The sequence below is a fragment of the Mesorhizobium sp. B2-4-18 genome, assembly GCF_006441385.1.
Taxonomy (GTDB): domain Bacteria; phylum Pseudomonadota; class Alphaproteobacteria; order Rhizobiales; family Rhizobiaceae; genus Mesorhizobium; species Mesorhizobium australicum.
In genome coordinates this window covers 634497-659474 of record NZ_VFUW01000002.1, presented here as the reverse complement: position 1 = coordinate 659474, position 24978 = coordinate 634497, and the positions used below count along the sequence as shown (strand labels likewise).

24 protein-coding genes are annotated in these 24978 nt (G+C 62.6%); 15 read left to right on the top strand and 9 right to left on the bottom strand.

Translation table 11 applies throughout. The features are described 5' to 3' along the window. The first annotated feature begins 85 nt into the window (after window positions 1-85). From FJ527_RS06740 to FJ527_RS06730, 3 genes are all read left to right on the top strand, one after another. Window positions 86-604: an Rrf2 family transcriptional regulator gene (locus FJ527_RS06740; RefSeq protein ID WP_015317148.1), complete on the top strand. Its 519-nt coding sequence runs from the start codon at window positions 86-88 to the stop codon at window positions 602-604. 33 nt (window positions 605-637) lie between these two features. Continuing rightward, window positions 638-1096 carry a carboxymuconolactone decarboxylase family protein gene (locus tag FJ527_RS06735; protein ID WP_140822309.1) on the top strand — a complete coding sequence of 153 codons (459 nt, stop codon included), beginning with the start codon at window positions 638-640 and terminating at the stop codon, window positions 1094-1096. Window positions 1097-1166: 70 nt separating this feature from the next. Then, window positions 1167-1541, top strand: a complete 375-nt coding sequence (locus tag FJ527_RS06730; protein WP_140822307.1) for a DoxX family protein — start codon at window positions 1167-1169, stop codon at window positions 1539-1541. Window positions 1542-1552: 11 nt separating this feature from the next. Here FJ527_RS06730 and FJ527_RS06725 read toward each other — a convergent pair whose 3' ends face one another. Both FJ527_RS06725 and FJ527_RS06720 read right to left on the bottom strand, forming a co-directional pair. Next, window positions 1553-2275 carry an SDR family oxidoreductase gene (locus FJ527_RS06725; RefSeq protein WP_140822305.1) on the bottom strand — a complete coding sequence of 241 codons (723 nt, stop codon included), beginning with the start codon at window positions 2273-2275 and terminating at the stop codon, window positions 1553-1555. Next, on the bottom strand, window positions 2272-3111 hold the full coding sequence (locus tag FJ527_RS06720; protein WP_140822303.1) for an SDR family oxidoreductase: 840 nt from the start codon (window positions 3109-3111) through the stop codon (window positions 2272-2274). The genes FJ527_RS06725 and FJ527_RS06720 overlap by 4 nt, the downstream gene beginning before the upstream one ends. 103 nt (window positions 3112-3214) lie before the next feature. Here FJ527_RS06720 and FJ527_RS06715 point away from each other — a divergent pair, with 103 nt between their 5' ends. Then, entirely contained in the window at window positions 3215-4096 is an 882-nt protein-coding gene (locus FJ527_RS06715; protein ID WP_140822301.1) for a helix-turn-helix transcriptional regulator, read from the top strand. A 250-nt stretch (window positions 4097-4346) separates the two neighbouring features. Here FJ527_RS06715 and FJ527_RS06710 read toward each other — a convergent pair whose 3' ends face one another. Continuing rightward, the gene (locus FJ527_RS06710; protein ID WP_140726037.1) at window positions 4347-4982 is read right to left on the bottom strand and encodes a TetR family transcriptional regulator C-terminal domain-containing protein; all 636 of its coding nucleotides are present in this window, start codon (window positions 4980-4982) and stop codon (window positions 4347-4349) included. A 242-nt stretch (window positions 4983-5224) separates the two neighbouring features. Between FJ527_RS06710 and FJ527_RS06705 the strand changes: the two genes are divergently transcribed. The 4 genes from FJ527_RS06705 (at window position 5225) to FJ527_RS06690 (ending at window position 9768) form a co-directional block, all read left to right on the top strand. After that, window positions 5225-6553, top strand: coding sequence for an aspartate aminotransferase family protein (locus FJ527_RS06705; protein WP_140822299.1), 1329 nt, complete (start codon window positions 5225-5227; stop codon window positions 6551-6553). A 67-nt stretch (window positions 6554-6620) separates the two neighbouring features. Further along, window positions 6621-7871: a Zn-dependent hydrolase gene (locus FJ527_RS06700; RefSeq protein WP_140822297.1), complete on the top strand. Its 1251-nt coding sequence runs from the start codon at window positions 6621-6623 to the stop codon at window positions 7869-7871. Between the two features lie 66 nt (window positions 7872-7937). Then, on the top strand, window positions 7938-9389 hold the full coding sequence (gene hydA, locus FJ527_RS06695) for a dihydropyrimidinase (RefSeq protein ID WP_140822295.1): 1452 nt from the start codon (window positions 7938-7940) through the stop codon (window positions 9387-9389). Next, a complete protein-coding gene (locus tag FJ527_RS06690; protein WP_246677688.1) occupies window positions 9382-9768 on the top strand; it encodes a hypothetical protein in 387 nt (128 codons plus the stop codon). Before hydA ends, FJ527_RS06690 begins: the two co-directional genes overlap by 8 nt. 242 nt (window positions 9769-10010) lie before the next feature. On the opposite strand, the gene FJ527_RS06685 is transcribed toward FJ527_RS06690, so the two are convergent. Further along, window positions 10011-10415 carry a cupin domain-containing protein gene (locus FJ527_RS06685; RefSeq protein ID WP_015317160.1) on the bottom strand — a complete coding sequence of 135 codons (405 nt, stop codon included), beginning with the start codon at window positions 10413-10415 and terminating at the stop codon, window positions 10011-10013. 130 nt (window positions 10416-10545) lie between these two features. Between FJ527_RS06685 and FJ527_RS06680 the strand changes: the two genes are divergently transcribed. From FJ527_RS06680 to FJ527_RS06660, 5 genes are all read left to right on the top strand, one after another. Beyond that, window positions 10546-11337 carry an ABC transporter ATP-binding protein gene (locus FJ527_RS06680; RefSeq protein WP_015317161.1) on the top strand — a complete coding sequence of 264 codons (792 nt, stop codon included), beginning with the start codon at window positions 10546-10548 and terminating at the stop codon, window positions 11335-11337. Window positions 11338-11654: 317 nt separating this feature from the next. Then, the gene (locus FJ527_RS06675) at window positions 11655-12533 is read left to right on the top strand and encodes an ABC transporter permease (RefSeq protein ID WP_015317163.1); all 879 of its coding nucleotides are present in this window, start codon (window positions 11655-11657) and stop codon (window positions 12531-12533) included. After that, window positions 12530-13684, top strand: a complete 1155-nt coding sequence (locus FJ527_RS06670) for an ABC transporter permease (RefSeq protein ID WP_140822293.1) — start codon at window positions 12530-12532, stop codon at window positions 13682-13684. The genes FJ527_RS06675 and FJ527_RS06670 overlap by 4 nt, the downstream gene beginning before the upstream one ends. Window positions 13685-13722: 38 nt before the next feature. Next, window positions 13723-14694, top strand: coding sequence for an ABC transporter substrate-binding protein (locus FJ527_RS06665; protein ID WP_015317165.1), 972 nt, complete (start codon window positions 13723-13725; stop codon window positions 14692-14694). 189 nt (window positions 14695-14883) lie between these two features. Continuing rightward, window positions 14884-15327, top strand: a complete 444-nt coding sequence (locus FJ527_RS06660; RefSeq protein WP_015317166.1) for a CHRD domain-containing protein — start codon at window positions 14884-14886, stop codon at window positions 15325-15327. A gap of 64 nt (window positions 15328-15391) precedes the next feature. Here the strand turns inward: FJ527_RS06660 and FJ527_RS06655 are convergent, their stop codons facing one another. The 3 genes from FJ527_RS06655 to FJ527_RS06645 all read right to left on the bottom strand — a co-directional run bounded on the left by FJ527_RS06655 (window position 15392) and on the right by FJ527_RS06645 (window position 19245). Continuing rightward, on the bottom strand, window positions 15392-17041 hold the full coding sequence (locus tag FJ527_RS06655; protein ID WP_140822291.1) for a thiamine pyrophosphate-binding protein: 1650 nt from the start codon (window positions 17039-17041) through the stop codon (window positions 15392-15394). Then, window positions 17038-18213 carry a CaiB/BaiF CoA-transferase family protein gene (locus FJ527_RS06650; RefSeq protein WP_140822289.1) on the bottom strand — a complete coding sequence of 392 codons (1176 nt, stop codon included), beginning with the start codon at window positions 18211-18213 and terminating at the stop codon, window positions 17038-17040. The genes FJ527_RS06655 and FJ527_RS06650 overlap by 4 nt, the downstream gene beginning before the upstream one ends. Before the next feature lie 99 nt (window positions 18214-18312). Beyond that, complete coding sequence (locus FJ527_RS06645; RefSeq protein WP_140822287.1) at window positions 18313-19245, bottom strand: alpha/beta hydrolase; 933 nt, start codon at window positions 19243-19245, stop codon at window positions 18313-18315. A 180-nt stretch (window positions 19246-19425) separates the two neighbouring features. Here FJ527_RS06645 and FJ527_RS06640 point away from each other — a divergent pair, with 180 nt between their 5' ends. Beyond that, window positions 19426-20433 carry a ribonuclease gene (locus FJ527_RS06640; protein WP_140822285.1) on the top strand — a complete coding sequence of 336 codons (1008 nt, stop codon included), beginning with the start codon at window positions 19426-19428 and terminating at the stop codon, window positions 20431-20433. Window positions 20434-20602: 169 nt separating this feature from the next. On the opposite strand, the gene FJ527_RS06635 is transcribed toward FJ527_RS06640, so the two are convergent. Continuing rightward, window positions 20603-21889 carry a GGDEF domain-containing protein gene (locus FJ527_RS06635; RefSeq protein WP_015317171.1) on the bottom strand — a complete coding sequence of 429 codons (1287 nt, stop codon included), beginning with the start codon at window positions 21887-21889 and terminating at the stop codon, window positions 20603-20605. Between the two features lie 253 nt (window positions 21890-22142). Between FJ527_RS06635 and ettA the strand changes: the two genes are divergently transcribed. Further along, complete coding sequence (gene ettA / locus FJ527_RS06630; protein ID WP_015317172.1) at window positions 22143-23792, top strand: energy-dependent translational throttle protein EttA; 1650 nt, start codon at window positions 22143-22145, stop codon at window positions 23790-23792. A gap of 320 nt (window positions 23793-24112) precedes the next feature. Here the strand turns inward: ettA and FJ527_RS06620 are convergent, their stop codons facing one another. Further along, on the bottom strand, window positions 24113-24880 hold the full coding sequence (locus FJ527_RS06620) for a DpnI domain-containing protein (protein ID WP_140822283.1): 768 nt from the start codon (window positions 24878-24880) through the stop codon (window positions 24113-24115). Window positions 24881-24978 lie beyond the last annotated feature (98 nt).

Sequence of the window (24978 nt, the reverse complement as noted above, 5' to 3'; positions counted from 1 at the left end):
GTCTGCGGACGTCGCGTTTTCATTTTCCTATTGCAGATAAATTTTATCCAGGATATGTTGTATCTACGAATTGGAGACTAGCATTATGAAGCTGGGCGAGGGCGTTGAGGCGGCCATCCACTGCGCGGCGACACTGGCGAGCGTCGACGGCAACAGTACCATGCCGGGCGCGGCGCTGGCGGAATCCTTCGGCCTGTCGCCGAGCTATTTGCTGAAGCACCTCAACATGCTGACGGCGTCCGGCATTCTGGAATCGGTGCCGGGTCCCGCCGGCGGCTACCGGCTGGCGCGGGCTGCCGAACGCATCACGCTGCTCGACATCGTGCTGGCCATCGAAGGGCGCGAGCCGGCTTTTCGCTGCGGCGAGATCCGCCGCAACGGTCCGGTCAAGATCGACGCCTCCGCCTATGTGAAACCTTGCGGCATCAATGCCGCGATGCTCAAGGCGGAGCGCGCCTACCGGGCAGCGCTCGCCGAGGTGAAGTTGTCCGATATCGTGGCGGATTACGCTGCGGAAGGCGACCCCAGATCGTTTGCCGCGAGCTGCGCCTTTGTCGAGCGCCATCAACGGCGGCAGAAACCCAGTTCAACCAACCAAGCCTAAATTAACCTCCCCAAGGATGTGAAAGGAAAGACGATGAAACAGAGGCTGCAGTTCTTCGCCAAGGCGCCCGAGATCATGAAGGCTGTGTCGGCACTCAACAAGGCGGTCGACGAATGTGGACTGGAGGTGAGCCTGCTGCACCTGGTCAAGCTCAGGGCCTCGCAGATCAATGGCTGCTCGTTCTGCGTCGAGATGCACAGCCGCGAAGCCAGGCGCGACGGCGAGACCGAGCAGCGGCTCTATCTCGTCGCCGCCTGGAAGGAATCGCCGCTGTTCTCCGAGCGTGAACGCGCCGCACTGGCCTGGACCGAGGCGGTGACGCTGGTCGCCAACGACGGCGTGCCGGACGAACTCTATGCGCGCACGCTGGAGCATTTCTCGGAAGAGGAACTGGTCAAGCTCTCCGTCGCGATCGGCATGATCAACACATGGAACCGACTTTGCATTCCGTTCCACGCCATCCATCCGATGCCGGCCGCCAAGGCGGCCTGAGAGTCCGGACATCTGTTGGGGCGCCGCCGGGGAAAGGCGGCGCCCCTACTGTTTCAAAAGGGGGAGTTCAATGCCCGTCGATTTGCCTTCGACCTTGTTGTTTCTCGGCCGCCTGCTGCTCGGCGGCGTCTTTGTCTTCGCCGGCCTGCGCAACATCCAGAACGCGGATTTCCTGACCGGTTTGATGGCCGCGCGTGGCGTGCCCCAGGCCCGGCTGGCGTTGTGGGTGGGCATTGTCCTGCAGATCATCGCGGGAGTGCTGGTGATGGTCGGCCTCTGGACCGCGATTGCCTGCGCGGTGCTGGTGCTGTTCCTGATCGTGGCGCCGATGTTCCACAATTTCTGGGATCATCAGGGTCCGGAGCGTGCATCCCGCATCAATGGCTTCGTCGGCAATGTCGCGCTGAGCGGAGGGTTTTTGACGCTGATCGCGCAGTCGCTTTAACTCTCCAACGTTTACGCCGCGAACCGCAGGCCGCCATCGCAGGTCAGCACCTGGCCGGTCATGAAGCTGTTGGAGACGAGGAAGGCTATCGCCGAGGCGACGTCCTCGGCGCGGCCGATGCGGCCGACCGGCGTTTTCCCCGCATAGTCTGCAAAGACCGCCTGCCGCTGCTTTGCGGGCAAAAAGTCCCACCATGGCGTGTCGATGACGCCGGGCGCCACGACGTTGACGCGCCGCGGCTTCAGCTCGACCGCCAGGATCGGCGCCACTGTCAGGAGCATGCCATTGATGGCGCCGATGCCGGCGACGCCCGGCGTGGCGAGCTGGGCCGATACCGCCGAGATGAAGGTGACCGACCCCGATTTGTTCAGCGTCGGCAAGGCGGCCTGCAGGCAGGAGAGTTGAGGCCGCACCTTCTCGTCGACGCCCCCGGCGATATCGGTGAGGTCGAGGGTTTCGAACGGACCGAGGCCCTTGCCGCCGCTCGCCGCCAGAACGAGGTGGTCGAACGGGCCGAGGCGCTCGAAGAATTGGCGGACTTCATCCGGTTTCGAAGCGTCGAAGGCCGCCTTGTCGGCCGCTCCGCCAAGGCTTTTCCAGGCGCTGATGAGCTTGTCCTGGTTGCGCCCGGTGATCGTGACCTTCATGCCCGGGCCGAGCAGTTTGCGCGCCGTCGCCAGGCCGATGCCGGATGAGCCGCCGATGATCACCGTGTGTTCGATGTTGCTGGTCATGAATGCTGTTCCTTCGTTTCAGGGAAAGCCAGCCCGACGAGGTCGAGGCTCAGGCTTCGCAATTGTTGTCTTGCCTTGGCATCGTAAGCCTGGGCGTCGGCGCGGGATTCGCGCAGGCCGTCGAAATAGAGGCCGCTGCGCCCTTCCAGCGCGGGCGAGGTGGCGAGATTCAAGATAGCCTCGGCCCCGGTCTCGACCGAACTCCATGGCGTGACGCCCGCCTGGCGGACCATGGTGGTGTTCATGTAGCTCGCCGGATGCAGCGCGTTGACGGTGACGCCGCTGCCTTCCAACTGCTCGGCCAGATCGACGGTGAACAGGATCTGCGCCAGCTTGCTCTGGCAATAGGCGCGCACGCCGCTGTAGCCGCGGGTCAGCATGACGTCGCCGAAATCGATCGCCTGCTGGCCGGCGGACGCGACATTGACGATGCGTGCCGGGGCGCTCGCCTTCAGCAGCGGCAGAAGCTCCGAGGTCAGCAGGAAGCCGGCGAGATAATTGACGGCAAAGCGCAACTCGTAGCCATCGGCGCTTGTCTGTCGTTTGTCGCCAGCGGTGCCGACGCCGGCGTTGTTGATGAGGATGTCGAGGCGGCTCGTGCTGGCGCGCACGGCTTCGGCGAGGCGTCGTACCTGCGCCAGCGAAGCGAGATCGGCCGCGAAAAACTCGGCCTTGCCGCCGGCGGCTTTGATCTCGGCGATAACGGCGTCTCCGCGTGTGGCATCGCGGCCATGCACCAGCACCCGTGCGCCGGCGGCACCCAGCCTTTGCGCCACCACGCGGCCGACGCCGTCGGTCGAGCCGGTGATGAGGACGGTCTTGTCTTTCACTTCCATGTTCAGAGCCTCCTGTTGTTGCTCTGAACGCAAGATGGGGCGCTTCGCCCATGTCAAACAGTTCAAACTTTATCCTGGTATCAATACTGCTATAATAGCCGGCATGAACTCTCCCGTTGCGTCCACCCGATCAGCCGACGAGAGCCGCCGGCGCGAACTCGGCGCCTTCCTGCGGTCGCGCCGGGAAAGGCTGGCGCCATCGGCCACCGGCATCGCGACAGGTCCGCGACGGCGCACGCCGGGTCTGCGGCGGGAGGAAGTGGCGATGATCGCCGGCGTCGGCACCACTTGGTACACCTGGCTTGAGCAGGGCAGGGACGTGCGGCCCTCGGTGGAAGTGCTGGCGGCGCTCTGTGAGGCCTTGCGCCTCGACGCCGTCGAGAAGCGGCATCTGTTCATCCTGGCAGGCCGCCAGCAGCCGGAGCGTCGTTTGGCGGCGCCTGAAAAGGTCGACGCTACGCTGTTGCACATGCTGCAAAGCCTGGTGCTGCAGCCCGCCTATGTCGTCGGCCGCCGTTGGGACGTACTTGCCTGGAACGACGCGGCCGTGGCGGTGTTCGGCGACTATGGCTTGCTCGAGGGCGATAGCAGAAACATCGTCCACATGGTGTTCACCAACCCGCACCATCGCCGCCTGCTGGTCGACTGGGAAGAACTTGCCCGTGTGGTGCTTGCTTCGTTTCGTGCCGAAAGCGCCAAATATGTCGGCGATCTGGATTTCGAACGGCTGATCGCGCTGATGATGAGTTCAAGTCCCGAGTTCCGTGACTGGTGGCCCCGGCGCGACGTGGCGCGCAGGCTGACCGGCGTGAAGCATGTCCGGCATCCCATGGTGGGCTTGATGGCCTTCGAGCATATGAGCCTGTCGATCGACGACGGCTCGGACATGCGGCTGATCGTCTACACGCCGCTCGCCGAGCAGAACTCGATCGCCAAACTTCAACAACTGCTGGAGGCGATGCCGGCCGAACGGCGCAGCGCGTGAAGTTATCTGCCGGCGCGCTCTCAACTTCGTCATCCACGGGCGGAGCGGAAGCGAAGCGGACGCGCAGACCCGAGGATCCATGCCGTTACCTTGACAGTATAGTGCAGCGGAGCAGAATTCTGGACCGTAGCGGCGCTCATGTGTCGCGGCATGGATTCTAGGGTCTGCGCCGCGTCGCTTCGCTCCTTGCTTCGCCCTAGAATGACGAAGCCAATGTGCGCTTCGGCCAATCTAGACATGATTTCGCCTGTTACCCTTTCGGCTTCAGCCCATCGAGGAACAATTGCTCGAGGAAGCGGGCAGCGTCCTCGAAGCGGCCGTCGCCGCCACGGTTCGGCCCCAGCACGGCGCGGACCTGGACATCGAAATCGGCGTAGTGCTGCGTCGTCGCCCAGATCGAGAAGATCAGGTGCCAGGGATCGGTCCGGGCGATCTTGCCGGCGCGCATCCAGCCCTTGATGACGGCGGCTTTCTCGTCGACCAGCGTCTTCAACTCGCCCGCAAGCAGCGGCATGATGCGCGGCGCGCCTTGCAGGATCTCGTTGGCGAACAGCCGGCTCTCGCGCGGAAAGTCGCGCGCCATTTCCAGCTTGCGCCTGATGTAGCTCCTGAGTTCGGTCATCGGATCGCCGATGTCGTCAAGTTCCCGCAGTGGCGCCAGCCAGGTTTCGAGCAGCCGTTCCATCAATGTCTCGTGGATGTCTTCCTTGCGGCGGAAATAGTAGAGCAGGTTCGGCTTCGACATGCCGGCGGCTTCGGCGATCTGGTCGATGGTCGAACCGCGGAAGCCGTTGGTGGAGAACACTTCGAGCGCGGCCTCCAGGATCAGTTCGCGCTTTTCCTGCTGGATGCGGGTGCGGCGAGGGGCTTGCGTGCTCGTGGTCACCGTTGCGGACCCTCGTATTGCCAAATCTCGCATTCAAGGTCATCTGGACCAATTCTCTGGACCAGTTTTTCCCCAGGCTGTGGAACGCACTTCAGGAGCCGCATTTCCGCTAGTAATCCATTGACCGCCGACATGGCGGTGCTAAACGTTTGTCCAATCGGTCAAAATTTGCGTAGCATGAAAGCGCGGCAAAGACCAAGCGTTGGACGCAGCGAAACAGGTTACAAGGGGAAGTCTTGGTCATGTCCAACCGGCTGAAAGTCACGCCGAACGATCTCAGCGCATTCTGGATGCCGTTCACGGCAAACCGGCAGTTCAAGCAGGCGCCGCGCATGTTCGTGTCCGCCAAGGACATGCATTACACGACCAGCGATGGCCGCAAGGTATTGGACGGCACCGCCGGCCTGTGGTGCGTCAACGCCGGCCATTGCCGCCCCAAGATCACCGAGGCGATCCAGCACCAGGCCGCCGAACTCGACTATGCACCCGCCTTCCAGATGGGCCATCCGATCGTGTTCGAACTGGCGAACCGCCTGGTCGACCTCGCGCCCAAGGGCATGGACCATGTCTTCTTCACCAATTCCGGTTCGGAATCTGTCGAAACGGCGCTGAAGATGGCGATCGCCTATCACCGCGTGAAGGGCGAAGGGTCGCGCACCCGGCTCATCGGCCGCGAGCGCGGTTATCACGGCGTCAATTTCGGCGGCATCTCGGTCGGCGGCATCGTCACCAACCGCAAGATGTTCGGCACGTTGCTGGGCGGCGTCGACCACATGCCGCACACGCATCTGCCGGAGAAGAACGCCTTCTCCAAAGGCGTGCCGGAGTATGGCGCGGAGCTCGCCAACGAGCTTGAGCGTATCGTCGCCCTGCATGACGCCTCGACCATCGCCGCCGTCATCGTCGAGCCGGTCGCGGGTTCCACGGGCGTCATCCTGCCGCCGAAGGGCTATCTCGAGAAGCTGCGCGAAATTTGCACCAAGCACGGCATCCTGTTGATCTTCGACGAGGTCATCACCGGCTTCGGCCGTCTCGGCGCGCCGTTCGCGGCCGACTATTTCGGCGTCACGCCCGACATCATGACCACCGCCAAGGGCGTCTCCAACGGTGTCATCCCGATGGGCGCGGTGTTCGTGAAGAAGGAAATTCACGACGCCTTCATGACCGGCCCCGAGCACATGATCGAGTTCTTCCACGGCTACACCTATTCGGGCAACCCGATCGCCTGTGCGGCTGCACTCGGCACGCTCGACACCTACAAGGAAGAGGGCCTGCTGACGCGCGGCGAGGAACTGGCGCCTTACTGGGAAGATGCACTGCATTCGCTGAAGGGCGAACCGCATGTCATCGACATCAGGAACATCGGCCTGATCGGTGCGATCGAACTGGCGCCGATCGCCGGCAGTCCGACAAAGCGGGCCTTCTCGGCCTTCGTCAAGGCGTTCGAGCGCGGCGCGCTGATCCGCACCACCGGCGACATCATCGCACTGTCGCCGCCGCTGATCATCACCAAGGGCCAGATCAACGAACTGATCGACCATGTGCGTGAAGTGCTTAGGATGATCGATTGAAGAACTGGGCGCCGATATCCCTCCCCCTCGAGGGGAGGGGGACGCCCCGCAATTGATGAGGTTTTGAATGGCCGCACCCGGCGAGAATCTGCGAATCAATTCAGACCGTTTGTGGGATTCGCTGATGGAGATGGCGAAGATCGGCCCCGGCATCGCCGGCGGCAACAATCGCCAGACCGTGACCGACGAGGATGGCGAGGGCCGGCATCTGTTCAAGCGCTGGTGCGATGCCGCGGGGCTCGAAATGGGTGTCGACGAGATGGGCACCATGTTTGCCCGCCGCGAAGGCACCGACCCCAGCCTTCCGCCGGTCTATGTCGGCAGCCATCTGGATACGCAGCCGACCGGCGGCAAATATGACGGCGTTCTCGGCGTTCTTGGCGGCCTGGAGATCGTGCGCTCGCTCAACGACCTCGATATCAAGACGAAACATCCGATCGTCGTCACCAACTGGACCAACGAGGAGGGCGCGCGCTTCGCGCCGGCGATGATGGCGTCCGGCGTGTTCGCCGGCGTGCTCGATCAGGCCGATGTCTACGAGCACACGGACAAGAACGGCAAGAAATTCGGCGAGGAACTGGAGCGCATCGGCTGGAAGGGCGCCGAGAAGGTCGGTGATCGCAAGATCCACGCCTTCTTCGAACTGCATATCGAACAGGGCCCGATCCTCGAGGACGAGGACATCGACATCGGTGTCGTCACCCATGGCCAGGGCCTGAAATGGCTGCAGGTGACGCTGACCGGCAAGGAGGCGCATACCGGCTCGACGCCGATGCCCAAGCGCCGCAATGCCGGGCTCGGCATGGCGCGGGTGATCGAATTGGTCCACGAGATCGCCATGGACTACCAGCCCGACGCCGTCGGCGCGGTCGGCCACATGGAGGTCTATCCCAACTCGCGCAACATCATCGCCGGGCGCACCGTCTTCACCATCGACATACGCTCGCCGGAAAAGGAAGTGCTCGACGCCATGGATGGCCGCATCCGCGAAGGCATCGACACGATCTGCGACGCGCTCGACATCCAGTACAAGATCGAGCAGGTCGGCGCTTTCGATCCGGTCACCTTCGACAAGGGCTGCGTCAAGGCGATCCGCGATGCGGCCGAGCGGCTTGGCTATACGCATCGCAACATCGTCTCGGGTGCCGGCCACGACGCCTGCTGGATCAACCGCGTCGCGCCTACCGCCATGGTGATGTGCCCTTGCGTGGATGGGTTGAGCCACAATGAGGCGGAGGAGATCACCAAGGAATGGGCAGCGGCCGGCGCCGACGTTCTGTTCCATGCCGTGGTGGAGACGGCCGTTATCGTTGAGTGAACTTAGAGATTTACCTTCAACGCCGCTCACCAAGAAGCGGGAAGAGAAGAACAAGGGAACAGCAAAATGACCAAAGTCATTAAGAACGGCACCGTCGTCACCGCCGACCGAACCTGGAAGGCCGACGTGCTGATGCAGCATGGCAAGATCGTTGCCATCGGTTCCAATCTGCATGGCGATCATGAGTACGACGCCACCGGCTGCTATGTGATGCCGGGCGGCATCGACCCGCACACCCATCTCGAAATGCCGTTCATGGGCACCTATTCGGCCGATGATTTCGAATCCGGCACGCGTGCGGCCTTAGCCGGCGGCACGACGATGGTGGTCGATTTCTGCCTGCCGGCGCCGCAGCAATCGCTGCTCGAAGCCTTGCAGATGTGGGACAACAAGACCTCGAGGGCGTCCTGCGATTATTCGTTCCACATGGCGATCACCTGGTGGGGCAAGCAGGTGTTCGACGAGATGGCCACCGTGGTCGACAAGGGCATCACCTCGTTCAAACACTTCATGGCGTACAAGGGCGCGCTGATGGTCGACGACGACGAGATGTACGCGTCGTTCCAGCGCTGCGCCGACCTCGGCGCGCTGCCGCTGGTGCATGCCGAGAATGGCGACGTGGTCGCGGCCCTGTCGCAGAAGCTGCTTGCCGCCGGCAATAACGGCCCCGAGGGACATGCCTATTCGCGCCCGCCGGAAGTGGAAGGCGAGGCGACCAACCGCGCCATCATGATCGCCGACATGGCGGGCGTGCCGCTCTATGTCGTGCATGTCTCGTGCGAACAGAGCCACGAGGCGATCCGCCGGGCACGCCAGAAAGGCATGCGGGTGTTCGGCGAGCCGCTGATCCAGCACCTGACGCTGGACGAGAGCGAGTATTTCGACAAGGACTGGGACCATGCGGCGCGCCGCGTGATGAGCCCACCCTTCCGCAACAAACTGCACCAGGATTCGCTATGGGCCGGCCTGCAGGCCGGTTCGCTGCAGGTGGTGGCGACCGACCATTGCGCCTTCACCACCGACCAGAAGCGCTTCGGCGTCGGCAATTTCACCAAGATCCCCAACGGCACGGGTGGCCTCGAGGACCGGTTGCCGGTGCTGTGGACCAGGGGCGTCAATACCGGCCGGCTGACGATGAACGAGTTTGTCGCCGTGACCTCGACCAACATCGCGAAGATCCTCAACATGTATCCGAAGAAGGGCGCGATCGTCGAAGGCGCGGATGCCGACGTCATCGTCTGGGACCCCCAGCGCAAGAAGAAGATTTCCGCCAAGAAGCAGCAATCCGTCATCGACTACAACGTCTTCGAAGGGGTCGAAGTGACCGGCCTGCCGCGCTTCGTGTTCTCGCGCGGCGAGCTGTCGGTCGAGGAGGCCGAGGTCAAGGCGAAGCCTGGCCATGGTGAGTTCGTCGGCCGCGAACCGAACGCTGCCGTCAACCGGGCGCTGTCGACCTGGAAGGAGATCACCGCGCCGCGCAAGGTCGAGCGGACAGGCATTCCGGCGACGGGTGTTTGAGGTGAGGTGTGCGGGGCTCTATCTCACCGCCGTTGTTGTTCTGGCAGCCGGCTCCGCCTCGGCGGCTGGCATCGACCTGTCCAAGCCCTATGGCAATAAGTCCGGCTGCATCAACAAGAACGGCCAGAAGGTCTATGCCGAAGACATGCTGCTGCTGACCGACACCGATTTTATCACCGCGACCAGTGCCTGCGCCTTCACCGGCAAACACGGTGGGGCCGATGGTTCGCTGACGGTCAAGGCAGAGTGCGAAGCCGAAGGCGAGGAGGGAAAGTCGCCGGCCACCTTCACGATCAAGCACAGCGCCAAGAATGCCAAGAAATTGGTGATCGCCGACGAGGACGGCAGCGTATACGGGGAAGTGTCTCGGTGCAGATGATTGCCGAGGTCGGCGCCGCCCCTCATCTGCCTGCCGGCATCTTCTTCCCGTATAGTGATGGGGAGAAGATGGCTGAGCGCAACCTCGGCGCTCTTTTTGCCAACGCTGGCGATTGGCGAAATCCTTCGCGACGGCGTCCTTCTCCCCGTCTCTCTACGGGGAGAAGATGCCGGCAGGCAGATGAGGGGCAGCGCGGACCTGGAGCTATTGAGCCTCGGCCGGCGAACCCGCCAATACCGCCCTCAGGCGACGAGCGCGTCCAACTCCGGCAGCAGGACGACGCTTTCCTGTTCGTTGGGATCGGTGCGGGCGATGACGGCCGAGGACGGCGCATTGCTCAGATTGGCCGGCAAATGCGGCACGCCTGCGGGAATGTAGAAGAGGTCGCCGGCCTTGACGACGATGTGATGCTCCAGCCGGTCGCCATACCAGGTATGGACCTCGCCGGAGAGCACGTAGATCGCCGTTTCATGGTTCTCGTGCAGATGCGCCTTGGCGCGGGCACCGGGCGGCATGGTGAGGACGTGCATGCAAATGCCGGAGGAGCCGACCGACTCGGTGGCTATGCCGGCGAAATAGGTCAGGCCCTGCTTGCCTTCATAAGTGCTTTCAGGGCGGATAAGATGACAAGTCGGTTTAGGCGACATCGGGGAAACTCCGGGCGTCGACCGAGCGGGACAAACTCAGCAGGACTGGGGCCAATGGGACGGGTCGAGTGGAAAACAACATCACGATAAAAGCAATCGGTTTCGTGCGGCGGAAGGCAGGCAGCAACCGATGACGGGACCTTCGCCAGCCGTCGTTTCGGCAAGCAAACTGGGCCTCACCTTCCAGACCAATGACGGGCCGGTACAGGCGCTGTCCAATGTCGACCTGACCATCGGCAAGGGTGAGTTCGTCTCCTTCATCGGGCCTTCGGGTTGCGGCAAGACTACTTTGCTGCGCGTCATCGCCGATCTGGAAAAGCCCACTTCGGGGACGATCTCGGTCAATGGCATGACGCCGGAACAGGCGCGCGAGAGACGTGCCTACGGCTATGTCTTCCAGGCCGCCGCCCTGTTTCCCTGGCGCACCATCGAGCGCAATGTCGGGCTGCCGCTGGAAATCATGGGCCTGTCCAAGACCGAGCAGGCGGAGCGGATCAAGCGCACGCTCGACCTCGTCAACCTCAGTGGCTTCGAGAAGAAATACCCCTGGCAGCTTTCCGGCGGCATGCAGCAGCGCGCCTCGATCGCGCGTGCGCTGGCCTTCGATGCCGACCTGTTGCTGATGGACGAGCCGTTCGGCGCGCTGGATGAGATCGTGCGCGACCACCTCAACGAGCAATTGCTGCAACTATGGGGACGGACGAACAAGACCATCTGCTTCGTCACCCACTCCATTCCGGAAGCCGTCTACCTGTCGACGCGCATCGTCGTCATGTCGCCGCGCCCGGGCCGGGTCAGCGACATCATCGAATCGACGCTGCCGAAAGAGCGGCCGCTCGACATCCGCGAGACGCCGGAGTTTCTGGCGATCGCCGCGCGGGTGCGCGATGGGTTGAGGGCAGGGCATAGTTATGATGATTGAGGGGAGCGACAAGCGCGCGGTCCATCGCGACTTCGTCATCCTAGGGCGGAGCAAGGAGCGAAGCGACGCGGCGCAGACCCTAGGATCCATGCCGTTACCTCAACGTTCCGCAGCGGTGCAGACCGATGCACCTTACGCCGTGCGTTCGAAGGCGAACACTCTCGACCGCTTATACCCCTCGGCCAACGTCACGGAATGGATCCTAAGGTCTGCGCGACGCTTCGCGTTGCTCCGCCCTAGGATGACGAAGGCGAAGGTGGTCGGCCTTCGCTTCGCTCCGGCCACCCTCTCCCCGGCGGAGAGAGGAGAAGGCGCCCATGGATAGCTTCCGCTCCAAGATCATCCCCGTAACCTCCATCCTTCTGGGCGTGGTTGTGCTCTGGTATATCTTCGCCGTCATCCTCAACGCGCCGTTCCAGCGCGATCTCGACCGGCGTGCCAACGAAACCTCCACGTTCGGCGAACTCATCGGCAAGACGCTGTCGCAGCCCAAGCCGACGCTGCCGGCGCCGCATCAGGTGGCGGTGAATTTCTTCGAGAACACTTTTCTGCGGCCCATCACCTCAAACCGCAGTCTCGTCTACAACGCCTGGGTTACGCTGTCCTCGACGCTGCTCGGCTTCGCCTTCGGCACCGCACTCGGCATCGTCATCGCCGTCGGCATCGTCCATGTGGCGACGCTCGACCGCAGCCTGATGCCGTGGATCATCGCCTCGCAGACGATTCCGATCCTGGCGGTGGCGCCGATGATCATCGTCGTTCTGGCGGCGATCGGCATTACCGGACTGATCCCGAAGGCGATGATTTCGACCTATCTGTCGTTCTTCCCGGTGACGGTCGGCATGGTGAAGGGCCTGCGCTCGCCCGAGATCATGCATCTCGACCTGATGCACACCTACAATGCCAGCCGCGCGCAGACCTTCTGGAAACTGCGTGTGCCAGCCTCGGTGCCGTTCCTGTTCACCTCGATGAAGGTCGCGGTGGCGGCAAGCCTGGTAGGCGCCATCGTGGGCGAACTGCCGACAGGCGCGGTCGCCGGCATCGGCGCCAAGCTGTTGGCGGGCGCCTATTACAGCCAGTCGATCGACATCTGGTCAGCGCTGGTCGCCGGCTCCATCGTGGCGGCGCTGCTGGTGATGGTGGTTGGCATCGCCGGCCGCGTCGTTGACCGCGCCATGGGTGGGAGGCCAGCATGAACTGGCTGAAACCTTCCTGGCAGGCCGTGCTGGCGATCGTGCTGTGCCTGATCGCGATTGCGCTCGGCGCCATGTCGAAGCCGGAAGCGGCAGCGCTTGCCGATCCGACGGCCAGTATCGGCTACCCCTATCTCGGAATGAAGGGCTTGATGCTTGGCGTGGCCGTGCTGGCGGCGCTGATCTCCATGGTCAGGATTCCGCCCCTGGCGGAGGCCGTGGTGCTCTTCATAGTGGCCCATCTCGTCGCCTGGCTGCTGATATCGGGCATCGCAGGGTTCGAAGGGACGGCGCTGGCGCCGTATTTCCTTCTGCTCGCGGCTGCCTGGCTGCTTGGCTGGCGTTGTGTGGCGGTGCTTTCGGGATTGCGGCCGAAGGCAGGATGGGTCCGGACCGCACTGCGTCTGGTCATCCCCGCTATCTTCGGCGCCTGGATCCTGATCATCTGGGAAGCTGTCACACGCGGCGCCGGCATTCCTTTCATCCTGCTGCCGCCGCCGAGCGCCATCGGCGCGCGCATCGTCAGCTCGCTGCCGGTGCTCGGCGCCGATGTCCGGCAAACCATCTTCAAGGCGGTGCTCTTCGGTTATGTGGTGGGCAGCGGCGCTGGCTTCATCACCGCTGTTCTCGCCGACCGCGTACCGTTTCTGCGGCGTGGACTTCTGCCGATCGGCAATATGGTCTCGGCGCTGCCGATCATCGGCGTGGCGCCGATCATGGTCATGTGGTTCGGCTTCGACTGGCAATCCAAGGCGGCGGTGGTCATCATCATGACCTTCTTCCCGATGCTGGTGAATACGGTCGCCGGGCTCGCCGCGTCCGGCCATATGGAGCGCGACCTGATGCGCACCTATGCGTCGGGCTACTGGCCGACGCTCGTCAAGCTCAGGCTGCCGGCCGCCGCTCCCTTCATCTTCAACGCGCTGAAGATCAATTCGACGCTGGCGCTGATTGGCGCCATCGTCGCCGAGTTCTTCGGCACGCCCGTCGTCGGCATGGGTTTCCGCATTTCGACCGAGGTCGGGCGGATGAACATCGACATGGTCTGGGCCGAAATCGCAGTTGCAGCACTTGCGGGTTCGGTCTTTTATGGCGTGGTCGCCCTTGTCGAAAGGGCCGTCACGTTTTGGCATCCCTCTGTCCGTGGTGGATAGGGGCGGTGGGTTTGGGCACTAACTTCAGAGGGTAAAAAATGAAAAGACTTATCATTCCAGTTCTGGCCGGCGCGATGTCGCTGGCCGCGTTCCAAGCAATGGCCGCCGACAAGGTGACCTTGCAGCTGAAATGGGTCACGCAGGCGCAATTTGCCGGCTACTATGTCGCCAAGGCCAAGGGTTTCTATGAGGCCGAAGGCCTCGACGTCGACATCAAGCCAGGCGGTCCCGACATCGCCCCCGAGCAAGTGATCGCGGGCGGCGGTGCCGACGTCATCGTCGACTGGATGGGCGGCGCGCTCGCCGCGCGCGAGAAGGGCGTGCCGCTGGTCAACATCGCCCAGCCGTTCAAGAAGGCCGGCATGGAGCTGGTCTGCCCGAAGGACGGCCCGATCAAGACCGAAGCCGACTTCAAGGGTCATACGCTCGGCGTCTGGTTCTTCGGCAACGAATATCCGTTCTACGCGTGGATGAACAAGCTTGGCCTCAAGACGGAGGGCGGCCCCGATGGCGTCACCGTGCTGAAGCAAAGCTTTGACGTGCAGCCGCTGATCCAGAAGCAGGCCGATTGCATCTCGGTCATGACCTACAATGAGTACTGGCAGCTGATCGACGCCGGCTACAAGCCCGAACAGCTGACCGTGTTCAACTACTCGGCCATGGGCAACGACCTGCTCGAGGACGGCCTCTATGCCTCGGAAGACAAGCTCAAGGATCCGGCCTTCGAGGACAAGATGGTGCGGTTCGTGCGCGCCTCGATGAAGGGCTGGAAATACGCGGTCGACAACAATGACGAAGCCGCAAGCATCGTCATGGACGGCGGCGGCCAGGACGAGAATCACCAGAAGCGGATGATGAGCGAAGTTGCCAAGCTGATCGACAATGCCGACGGCAAGCTCGACCCGGCGACCTACGAACGCACCGCCAAGGCGCTGCTCGACCAGAAGATCATCACCAAGGAGCCGAAAGGCGCCTATACCACCGCCATCACCGACAAGGCGGTCAAGTAGGCCTCGCAGGCGCGATCAACAGCGCCTGAGACCGGGTCTCACGATCAAAGGGGCGGGCGACCGCCCCTTTTCCATGCGCTCCAATCACAAAACCGTGTGCGGGGATACATTGCGCCGTCCAGCCGTTGCATTGAAGCATGCGCGCGTCGGGGAGCCGCGACGCACGCTTTTGTCAATCGGAGGTCCTTCATGCGCGCTCACTCCTTCCTGCCGGCGCTATCGGCGCTCGCCATTTCCACCGCTTTCCTGTTCGCATCACCGGCCATGGCCGAGATGGTAAAATACAAGGCGACCCTCGATGGCGGCCAGCAGAGCCCAGCCGTCACCACGAAGGGCAAGGGGACGGCCACTCTCACCTTCGATACCACCAAGAAGAAGCTCAGCTGGAACGTGAAGTATTCCGGCCTCAGCGGCCCGGCGACAGCGGCGCACATTCACGGCCCGGCGGCGGCGGGCGAGAATGCGCCTCCGGTGATCCCGTTCAAAGGCAAGCTCAAGAGCCCGATCAAGGGGTCGGCGACGCTGACCGATGCGCAGGCCGCTGACCTCGAGGCCGGCAAGTATTACGTCAATGTGCACACGGCGGCCAACAAGGACGGCGAGATTCGCGGCCAGATCGAAAAGGCGATGTAGAGCCCGAAGCGCGGCTAACGCTTGAAGCCTGGCGGGACAGCGCCGCCCTCTGTTCTGCCGGCCCTTAAGCCCTGTCGCGTATCTGCGTCATCGTCCGGGTCGGGGTGATCGCTTCGGGATCGAGCCTGATCTCGACGATCGCCGGTTTGCCGCTGGTTCGCGCGCGCTCGAAGGCAGGCGCGAAATCAGCTGTCTTCTCCACCGTCTCGCCATGGCCGCCATAGGCGCGGGCAAGTGCTGCAAAATCAGGGTTCTTCAGATCGGTGCCGACGACGCGGCCGGGATATTCGCGTTCCTGGTGCATGCGGATGGTGCCGTAAATACCGTTATTGACGAGAATGACGACGATCGGCAGGTCGTACTGCACGGCGGTGGCGAATTCCTGGCCGTTCATCAGGAAGCAGCCGTCGCCGGCGAAGGCGACCACTGTGCGCTCCGGATAAAGCGCCTTGGCGGCGACCGCCGCCGGCGTGCCGTAGCCCATCGAGCCCGACGTCGGCGCTCCTTGCGTGGCGAAGCGGCGGAAGCGATGGAAGCGGTGTACCCAGGTTGCGTAATTTCCGGCGCCATTGGTGAGGATGGCATCGTCCGGCAGCACTTTTTCCAGGTAGTTCATGATAGGTCCCATCTGGACCGGGCCGGGACCGTTTTCAGGCGGAGTCGACCAGTCGAGATAGGCGGTATGCAGCTTGGCTGTTTCGGCCGCCCATGATGGCGTTCCGGCCGGCATGCGCTTGGTGAAAGCCTCGACGAAAGCCGCTGGCGAAGCATTGATCGCCAGGGTCGGACGGTAGACGCGGCCGAGTTCGCCGGCATTGGCATGGACATGCACCAGGGCCTGGTCGGGATAGGGGCTCTTCAGCAGCGTGTAGTCGGAAGAGGGCATCTCGCCCATGCGCCCGCCGATCAAGAGAACGACGTCGGCCTGCTTGATAGCGGTTGCCAGCTTCGGATTGATGCCGATGCCGACATCGCCGGCATAGTTTGGATGAAGATGGTCGAACAGCATCTGGCGGCGGAAGGAACAGCCGACAGGAAGCGACCAGGCCTCGGCGATCTCATGCATCCGCGCCACCGCGTCCGCGTTCCAGCGCGTGCCGCCAAGGATGACGAAGGGTCGCTTCGCACCGGCAAGCAGCATTTCCAGTGCGTCGAGTTCGGCCTCGCCGGGATAGGTTTCGACCGGCGTGTGCGGAAGTGCTTCCGGCGCGTCGACGACGCTGGTCAGCATATCCTCAGGCAGCGATATGACGACCGGGCCGGGGCGGCCCGACGTCGCCACGGCAAAGGCGCGCGTGACGAATTCGGGGATGCGCGAGGCGTCGTCGATCTCGACCACCCATTTGGCGATGTCGCCGAAGAACCTGACATAGTCCACTTCCTGGAACGCCTCGCGTTCCTTGGCGTGGCTGGCGACCTGGCCGATGAACAGGATGAGGGGAACCGAATCCTGCATGGCGATGTGGATGCCGGCCGAAGCGTTGGTGGCGCCGGGTCCGCGGGTGACGAAGCAGATGCCGGGCTTGCCGGTCAGCCGGCCCTGGCAGTCGGCCATCATGGCAGCGCCGCCTTCCTGGCGGCAGACGATGGTGCGGATCGAGGAATCATGCAGCGCGTCAAGCACCGCAAGGTAGGATTCGCCCGGCACGCAGAACATACGGTCGGTGCCATTGGCTTCGAGGGCGTCGACGATCAGTTGTCCACCGGTCTTCATTTCCCAGACTTCTCCAGTTCGGCAAGGATTTCGTCAGTGTGCTCGCCAAGGCGCGGCGAGGGGCGTTCGTAAGTAAGCGGTGTGCCCGACATCACCATCGGCGCGCGCACCGATGGCAGGCGGTTGCCATGGCCGTCGTCGAGGTCGAGCCGCATGCCGCGGGCAATGGTCTGCGGGTCGTCGAACATCTGGCCGATCGTGTTGATCGGGCTCGCCGGTACGCTGGCGGCTTCGAGCTTCGCCAGCAGCGGATCGCGATCAAAAATCTTCAGTGCATCGATGATGCGTGCGCGAAGTTCCACGCGATTGGCGACGCGGGCCGGATTGGTGGTGAAATCGGGATTGGCCGGCAAATCGCCCAGCCCGACCGCGGCGCAGAACTTGGCGAACTGGCTGTCATTGCCGACAGCCAGGATGATGTGGCCGTCCCTGACTGGAAGCACTTCGTAAGGGGCGATGTTCATATGGGCATTGCCCATCTGGACCGGGGACTTGCCGGAAACGAGATAATTGAGGTTCTGGTTGCCGAGCGCCGAGATCTGCGTGTCGAACAGCGCCATGTCGATGTGCTGGCCTTCGCCGGTCTGTTCGGCGTGGCGAAGTGCTGCCTGGATGGCGATGACCGAATAGAGGCCGGTGAAGATATCCGAGATGGCGACGCCGGCTTTCTGCGGCTCGCGGCCGGGCTCGCCGGTGATCGACATCATGCCGGCCATGGCCTGGATAATGAAATCGTAGCCCGCGCGAGGCGCATAAGGCCCATTCTGACCGAAACCGGTGATCGAGCAGTAGACGAGGCGAGGGTTGATTTCCTTCAGGCTGCCATGGTCGAGCCCGTATTTCTTCAGGCCGCCGAGCTTGAAGTTCTCGATCAGCACATCCGCCGTCGCGACCAGCCGGCGCACCGCCTCGGCGCCTTCGGGCGTCGAGAAGTCGATGGCGATGGAGCGCTTGCCGCGATTGCAGGAATGGTAATAGGCGGCCGACAGGTTCTCGCCGTCGTGGCTCATGACGAAGGGCGGACCCCATTTGCGGGTGTCGTCGCCACCGTCGGGGCTCTCGACCTTGATGACATCGGCGCCGAGATCGGCAAGCAACTGCCCGGCCCAGGGCCCGGCAAGAATGCGGGCGAGTTCGACGACGCGGACGCCTTTCAGCGGGGGTTCGGCCATAAATCACCGTGGTTGCTGCAATCATCCTGATCGCTGCGAAAGCAGAGCCTCTATCAAGCCCGGCGGCGGCTGTCACGGTTCTTGCGATGGGCCAAACCGTCAGGCTTTCAGGACAGCGTCCGCCCAGTTGGCGAAATCGTCCATGACGATGTCCCGGTTCACCTCGTTCAGGCTCTCGTGGCGGGTGTCGGCGTAAACCTTCGAAACCAGATTAGAAAAGCCCATCTTGCGCATGAGGTTCGCGAGATGGGTGATGCCCCTGCCGTAGTCGGAAGCCGGGTCTTTCTCACCGCCAACGATGGCGACGGGAAGGTCGCGCCGGATACCGGCAAAGCCCGCATCCTTGCCGCCGTTCAGCGCCATTGCGACCACATCGCGCCACATCGATATGGAGGCATCCCAGCCGCAGAGCGGATCGGCGATGTATTTCGCGACTTCCGCCTCGTCGCGCGAAAGCCAGTCGAACAAGGTGCGATGGTCGGGGACCGCCTTGCCCCAGGCTTGGAAGGTGAGTTTCGGCAGCAGGCGCGACGGGACATCGGAGCCCAGCCGCATCCGTTCCCAGGCCAGGATGCCGAGCGCCACCTGGCCGAGCAGGCCTTGCGAGAAATTGCCGTTCCAGATGGCGGCGGCATGGATCCGATTCGAGTGCCGTAACAAGTAGTTCAGCGCCACGGACGCGCCCATCGAGTGGCCGAAAAGGATTACCGGCAGGTCAGGCTGCTCGCGGGCGATAAGATCGCGGATGGCGTCGACATCGGCGATCACCTTGGCCGGGCCGTCCTTGTCGGCGAATCTGCCGAGCGGCGCGTCGGGCGCCCTGGTCGTCCCATGGCCACGGTGATCATGGACATAGACATGGAAACCCCGAGCGGCCAGGAAACCGGCGAAGCGGTCGTAGCGCCCGGCATGCTCGGCCAGGCCATGATTGATCTGGACCACCGCACGCGGAGAGCTGTCGGCCTGCCGGACGAACAGATTGAGGTCGGCGCCGGTCGGCGAGCGGACCACGCGCTGCTGGCTGAATGGCATGCCGGCTGACCTCCCCCTGGTTCCGCCCTTGTCCAACGTGTGCGCCGGCGCCAGATTTGCGTCAATCGGGCCTGCCGGCTTTTCCGCGACGATCTTTCTTGCCACGGGCCCGCAAAATATCGCAATTCTGACATGGAGACAGCTTCAGTCTGTCGCCCACTTTCCAGCAGGGGATTCTCCATGCGCATTGCTGTTGTTTTCGGATTGGCCTTGCTGGCGGGGTCGCTGGCAGGCGCGGCGCATGCCGACGTCAAGATGAGCGGCACCTTCGTGGCCGACGCTGCCTGTCCCGCGACGCAGGCGATCAAGAACGGCAAGAACCCCGGCAGTGTCTCGACCGATGCGGGCAAGACCTATCAATTGCTGGCCGGCAACAAGGACGCTCCGACCCACTACCTCATCCTGGTGCCGGGCGCCGATCCCGAGCGCCGTTGGGTGAAGGTCAGCTGCGGCCATCTCTCGGGCAGCAGTGCGGTGACCGCGCCGGCGGCACCGGGCGGGCAAGGCAAGCCGGCGGTCTCGGGAAAACCCGAATATGTCTTCGCGCTGAGCTGGCAGCCGGCCTTCTGCGAGACCAAGTCGAACAAGACCGAATGCAAGGCGCAAAGCCCTGGCGAATTCGATGCCACCAATTTCACGCTGCACGGCCTGTGGCCGCAGCCGAACGGCAATTTCTATTGCCAGGCTTCGGCCAGCGACAAGGCCAATGACAATCCGGCTCACTGGCAGGACCTGCCACCGGTCAACCTCGATGCCGAGACCCGCGCCGAGCTCGACAAGGTGATGCCGGGCACCGCCTCGAAGCTGGAACGGCATGAATGGATCAAGCACGGCACCTGCTATGGCAAAAGCCAGCAGGAGTATTTTTCCGACGCCCTTCATTTGATGCGTGAGGTCAACAGCTCGCCCGTGCGCGACCTCTTCGCCAAAAATATCGGCGGCAAGCTGACCGCGGACCAGATCCGCAGTGCCTTCGACCAGGCCTTCGGCGCGGGAGCAGGGGACCGGGTGCGTGTGTCATGCCTTATCGATCCGTCGAGTGGCCGGCGGTTGATCGGCGAACTGACGCTTGGCCTTGCCGGCCCGATCGGTCCCAACAGCTCGCTCAAGGATCTGCTGCTGGCCTCCGTGCCGACCAACAAGGCCGGTTGCCCGACCGGCACGGTCGACGCGATCGGGTTCCAGTAACGCACGGGCACGGATTTAGGCAGCCAGCCGGGCTTTCGCTTGCCGTGCCTGCTGTTATGTTGGCATGGCGGTGTTCATTCAGCGGGGGTTGCATGAGTGGCATGACGAGCAGCGCGCCGGCACGGCAGGGGAAATCGTAGCGACAAGGTTGGGTCTGGACTGACTTTGGCTAGATCTGCGCGGACCTGGTCCAGGCGATATCGGCGTCGGCCTCATGCCCGCCGGGCTCGCCGACGACGCGGTCGCGTCCGGTCGATTTCGCCTTGTAAAGGCGCTGGTCGGCGAGCGCGAACAGGTCGGCCAGGCACTGCGTCGTTTCGCTGACGGTGGAAACGCCGGCGCTGACGGTCAATTCGAACCGGCTGGTGGCGGCCGATGCTTTGAGCGCGGTGCGGACGCTTTCGCCAAAGAGCCTGGCGACGGAGTGTGGACGCGAACTCAGGATCGCGAATTCCTCGCCGCCGATCCGGAACACCTGGTCCTCGGCGCCTGCCGCCTCGCAAAGTACGGTTGCGACCGCCTTCAGCACCTTGTCGCCTTCGGCATGGCCGAAACGATCGTTGATCGACTTGAAGTGGTCGACGTCGACGATGAGCAGGCTGAGCGGCCTCGCCGTGCGCAGGCTGGACTGGACGGCCGCCTCGCCATCGGCATCGAAGCGTCCCCTGTGCAGCAGTCCGGTCAGGCCATCGCGGCCGACATGTTCGACCAGCGCCTCGTAGCGTTCGCGATAGGTCAAGGTCTCGAAGATGTCGGTCAGCCCACGCGGCATCTGGACATCCCGGACCTCGAACCATTTGAGATAGGCGACCAGCATGGCGCTGAAGGTCAGTGCTGCCGCCATCTTGGCGAACCAGCCGCCGAAGAAGACCGCGATCGGCGCGCCGGCAACGAAATGCAGCGCGGTGAAGAACCCCGCCTGATCGAAAGTCAGCACGCAGGCGACGCAAATCAGGATACGTGCGAACCGCGCCTTGCGCAGGACGCGTCCAAGTTTCTCATAAAGCAGGATGATCAGGATGGCATCGACGAACAGCAGCGTCGTGCCCCAAACCATCAGCCAGCCCATCTCGTCGATAAAGCCGATGTCGGGGAGCCGGCCATCTGGAAGCGGAGCGATGGCGTGCAGGCGCAGGAGCAGAACCAGACCGATCATCAGCGCATTGCCGAGCAGCAGGCCATAGATCGGCTGGCGCACGGTGGCGGCATCCTCCTTCATGTAGAGCAGAAGGAGCATCACCAGCTTGCCCGAAAACAGCACCGCCGAGCCCGGCGAGACCATGCCGAACGGCAGCGCGACGTAGAAGACGCTGGCGAGATAGGTTTCCAGGAAATGCATGACGCCGAGTGCGCAGATGAAGACGCCCAGGCCGATGCGCTTGCGGAAGCGGAAAAGCGTCACCATGACGCTGAAGTAGACGATCGCTTCGGCAAGGAGCAGGAAACTGTTCAGCAATGCCGTCGATCCGCTCTCTGTTCGAAATCGCGGCCAGCCAGCGATTCCACTCCGATCCTGTTTTGACGTGGAAGGGTTAACCGGAGATTTCCGCGCGCCATCGACCGGTTGAAAACCTGGCTGTCGGTGCACACTTGTCCGTGTGGTTGGCCTGATATGGCAAAAGCGATTGCCGTTCGGCGCCGCATCGCCTACATAGCGGCCAACCTCCATTCAATTCGACAAATCCAGTCATTTTTCAGGGAAAGCGCGCGTGGCACGCCAGTTCATCTATCACATGGCCGGCCTCAACAAGGCCTATGGCACCAAGAAGGTGCTCGAGAACGTTCATCTGTCCTTCTACCCGGACGCCAAGATCGGCATCCTGGGCCCAAACGGCGCCGGCAAGTCGACGATCCTCAAGATCATGGCCGGCATCGACAAGGACTGGAGCGGTGAGGCGTGGCTCGCCGAAGGCGCCACTGTCGGCTACCTGGCGCAGGAGCCGGCGCTTGATCCGGACAAGACCGTGTTCGAAAACATCATGGAAGGTGTCGCGGCCAAGACCGCCATCATCGAGCGTTACAACGAATTGATGATGAACTATTCCGACGAGACGGCCGACGAGTCGGCCAAGCTCCAGGACGAGATGGACCGGCTGAACCTGTGGGATCTCGAACAGCAGGTCGAGATGGCAATGGAAGCGCTGGGCTGCCCGCCCAAGGATGCCAACGTCACCAAGCTATCGGGTGGCGAGCGCCGCCGCGTCGCGCTCTGCCAGCTGCTGCTTCGCCAGCCTGATCTTCTGCTGCTCGACGAGCCGACCAACCATCTCGATGCCGAGACGACGGCGTGGCTGGAAAAGCATCTGCGCGCCTATCCGGGCGCCGTGATGATCATCACCCACGACCGCTACTTCCTCGACAATGTCACCGGCTGGATTCTCGAACTCGATCGCGGACGCGGCATTCCTTATGAGGGCAACTACACCAAGTACCTCGAAGCCAAGGCCAAGCGCCTCAAGCAGGAAGGCCGCGAGGACGACGCCCGCCAGCGCGCCATCGGCCGCGAGCGCGAGTGGATCCAGTCGAGCCCGAAGGCTCGCCAGACCAAGTCCAAGGCGCGTATCCAGGCGTTCCAGGATCTGCTCGATGCAGCCGACAAGCGGCGGCCGACGGATACGCAGATCGTCATCCCGCATGGCGAGCGGCTCGGCAACGTGGTCATCGAGGTCGAGGGCCTGTCGAAAGGCTTCGGCGACACGCTGTTGATCGAAGGCCTCGAATTCAAGCTGCCGCCGGGTGGCATTGTCGGCGTCATCGGCCCGAACGGCGCCGGCAAGACGACATTGTTCCGCATGATCACCGGCCAGGAAAAGCCGGATGCGGGTTCTGTCCGCGTCGGCGAGACGGTCAAGCTCGGCTATGTCGACCAGAGCCGCGACGCGCTCGATCCGTCGAAGACCGTGTGGGAAGAAATCTCGGGCGGCGCCGAAGTGGTCAAGCTCGGCAAGTTCGAGGCCAACACCCGCGCCTATTGCGCGTCCTTCAACTTCCGCGGCGGCGACCAGCAGCAGAAGGTCGGCAACCTCTCCGGTGGTCAGCGCAACCGCGTGCACCTGGCCAAGATGCTGAAGACCGGCGGCAATGTTCTGCTGCTCGACGAACCGACCAACGATCTCGATACGGAAACGCTGGCGGCACTCGAAGACGCGCTGGAAAATTTCGGCGGCTGCGCGGTCATCATCTCGCACGATCGCATGTTCCTCGACCGTCTGGCGACGCACATCCTCGCCTTCGAGGGCGACAGCCACGTCGAATGGTTCGAGGGCAATTTCGAGGATTACGAGCAGGACAAGATCCGCCGGCTCGGGCCCGAAGCCGTCAACCCGCACCGCATGACCTACAAGAGGCTGACGCGGTAAGGCTTGCCGGCTTAGCCTAATTCGCTCCCAACTGGGCAAATCGTTTCGCCAGTGCCTCGCTGGCGAAACGTCCGGCCTCTTCATAGTCTGGACTGTGTTCCGCAGTGTCGGGCGATCTTACTACTACGAATTCGCCCGCTTCCGCCAAGACTTGCAAGGTAAGGTCTTCACTATCGATTGGCGTTGCATGACGCGCGCCGCAATTCGGACATTCGTCATCACACATGCACGACCATTCGTCGGTCCAGTGCTCGCTGCATCTGTAGCATTCGTAGTGATTTAGATACCACGCCATTTGGACAAGCCCTCCCATTGTGACGTCACGGCCGACTACTCCCAATGCGATAGCGACCGCGGGATATAAAATCGAGGTATCCGCTATCTCTGAGGCGTTGCAATTGCTGACGAATTTTTGGCCTCACATTCATGTTGTGTGGGTATAGGGCACCCAGTCGTCCTTCGAACGCATAAACTTGTTCGATATCAAATTCTACCGTGCCAATTAAGTCGAGGCATTTCATTACTTCGATTAGCCAACCACGAGCATCCGCGTCTTCTTCGCGAAGAAAAAGGGTTTTTTGCCATTGTGCGATGACGGTTTCCTTTGGAACCGGAACCCCATCTCGAACAATACAAATAGCCCCGATTGCGGTACGCGACCAAGCAATATGTTGGAGCCGATCCAACCGGCTCTTAGAGGCCAGTGGATTTCTCTTCTCGATGATTTCTGGGATGAAGAAGTGTTTTGGCACCATGCAAACGTTCAATACCGCCATCGTTCCCAGGCTATAGTTGAGCAATATCAAATTCGGGTTAGTTGAGGACGCCAGCCTCTCAATCTTGGTAAAATAAGCTCCGTCTGCTACCTTTGCGCCGAAGGCCTTCCTTTGGCTTTTTAACTCGAATTGATCGTTGCAATTACCGCAGAGGAAGTCGGCAACTGGCAGATTGGCAGGAAACTGACTCAGACGCGAGTTCGCGCAATTAGGGCAATAAATCCATCGGGAAACCCACTGCTCCGTCCAAATTCTGGCTCGTTGCGAACCACTGCTGTATTTTGTTTGTGCCTCTTCGAAACCGAATTTCATTAAGGCCCCAAACTGTCGGAAGACGTTGAAAGACGAAGCTTACCGTTCGGTGACAAAAGCAATCAAGAGGCTGACAACGCAATAGGGACCAGTTGCCC

Bases quoted from the DNA above. Each gene is read 5' to 3' on its own strand.
- FJ527_RS06700 (WP_140822297.1), top strand. From the start codon at position 6,621: ATGGCCGCACCCGGCGAGAATCTGCGAATCAATTCAGACCGTTTGTGG.
- FJ527_RS06705 (WP_140822299.1), top strand. From the start codon at position 5,225: ATGTCCAACCGGCTGAAAGTCACGCCGAACGATCTCAGCGCATTCTGG.
- hydA (WP_140822295.1), top strand. From the start codon at position 7,938: ATGACCAAAGTCATTAAGAACGGCACCGTCGTCACCGCCGACCGAACC.
- FJ527_RS06640 (WP_140822285.1), top strand. From the start codon at position 19,426: ATGCGCATTGCTGTTGTTTTCGGATTGGCCTTGCTGGCGGGGTCGCTG.
- FJ527_RS06650 (WP_140822289.1), bottom strand. From the start codon at position 18,213: ATGGCCGAACCCCCGCTGAAAGGCGTCCGCGTCGTCGAACTCGCCCGC.
- FJ527_RS06675 (WP_015317163.1), top strand. From the start codon at position 11,655: ATGGATAGCTTCCGCTCCAAGATCATCCCCGTAACCTCCATCCTTCTG.
- FJ527_RS06665 (WP_015317165.1), top strand. From the start codon at position 13,723: ATGAAAAGACTTATCATTCCAGTTCTGGCCGGCGCGATGTCGCTGGCC.
- FJ527_RS06670 (WP_140822293.1), top strand. From the start codon at position 12,530: ATGAACTGGCTGAAACCTTCCTGGCAGGCCGTGCTGGCGATCGTGCTG.
- FJ527_RS06685 (WP_015317160.1), bottom strand. From the start codon at position 10,415: ATGTCGCCTAAACCGACTTGTCATCTTATCCGCCCTGAAAGCACTTAT.
- FJ527_RS06680 (WP_015317161.1), top strand. From the start codon at position 10,546: ATGACGGGACCTTCGCCAGCCGTCGTTTCGGCAAGCAAACTGGGCCTC.
- FJ527_RS06715 (WP_140822301.1), top strand. From the start codon at position 3,215: ATGAACTCTCCCGTTGCGTCCACCCGATCAGCCGACGAGAGCCGCCGG.
- FJ527_RS06720 (WP_140822303.1), bottom strand. From the start codon at position 3,111: ATGGAAGTGAAAGACAAGACCGTCCTCATCACCGGCTCGACCGACGGC.
- FJ527_RS06725 (WP_140822305.1), bottom strand. From the start codon at position 2,275: ATGACCAGCAACATCGAACACACGGTGATCATCGGCGGCTCATCCGGC.
- FJ527_RS06735 (WP_140822309.1), top strand. From the start codon at position 638: ATGAAACAGAGGCTGCAGTTCTTCGCCAAGGCGCCCGAGATCATGAAG.
- FJ527_RS06730 (WP_140822307.1), top strand. From the start codon at position 1,167: ATGCCCGTCGATTTGCCTTCGACCTTGTTGTTTCTCGGCCGCCTGCTG.
- FJ527_RS06660 (WP_015317166.1), top strand. From the start codon at position 14,884: ATGCGCGCTCACTCCTTCCTGCCGGCGCTATCGGCGCTCGCCATTTCC.
- FJ527_RS06740 (WP_015317148.1), top strand. From the start codon at position 86: ATGAAGCTGGGCGAGGGCGTTGAGGCGGCCATCCACTGCGCGGCGACA.
- FJ527_RS06645 (WP_140822287.1), bottom strand. From the start codon at position 19,245: ATGCCATTCAGCCAGCAGCGCGTGGTCCGCTCGCCGACCGGCGCCGAC.
- FJ527_RS06620 (WP_140822283.1), bottom strand. From the start codon at position 24,880: ATGAAATTCGGTTTCGAAGAGGCACAAACAAAATACAGCAGTGGTTCG.
- FJ527_RS06655 (WP_140822291.1), bottom strand. From the start codon at position 17,041: ATGAAGACCGGTGGACAACTGATCGTCGACGCCCTCGAAGCCAATGGC.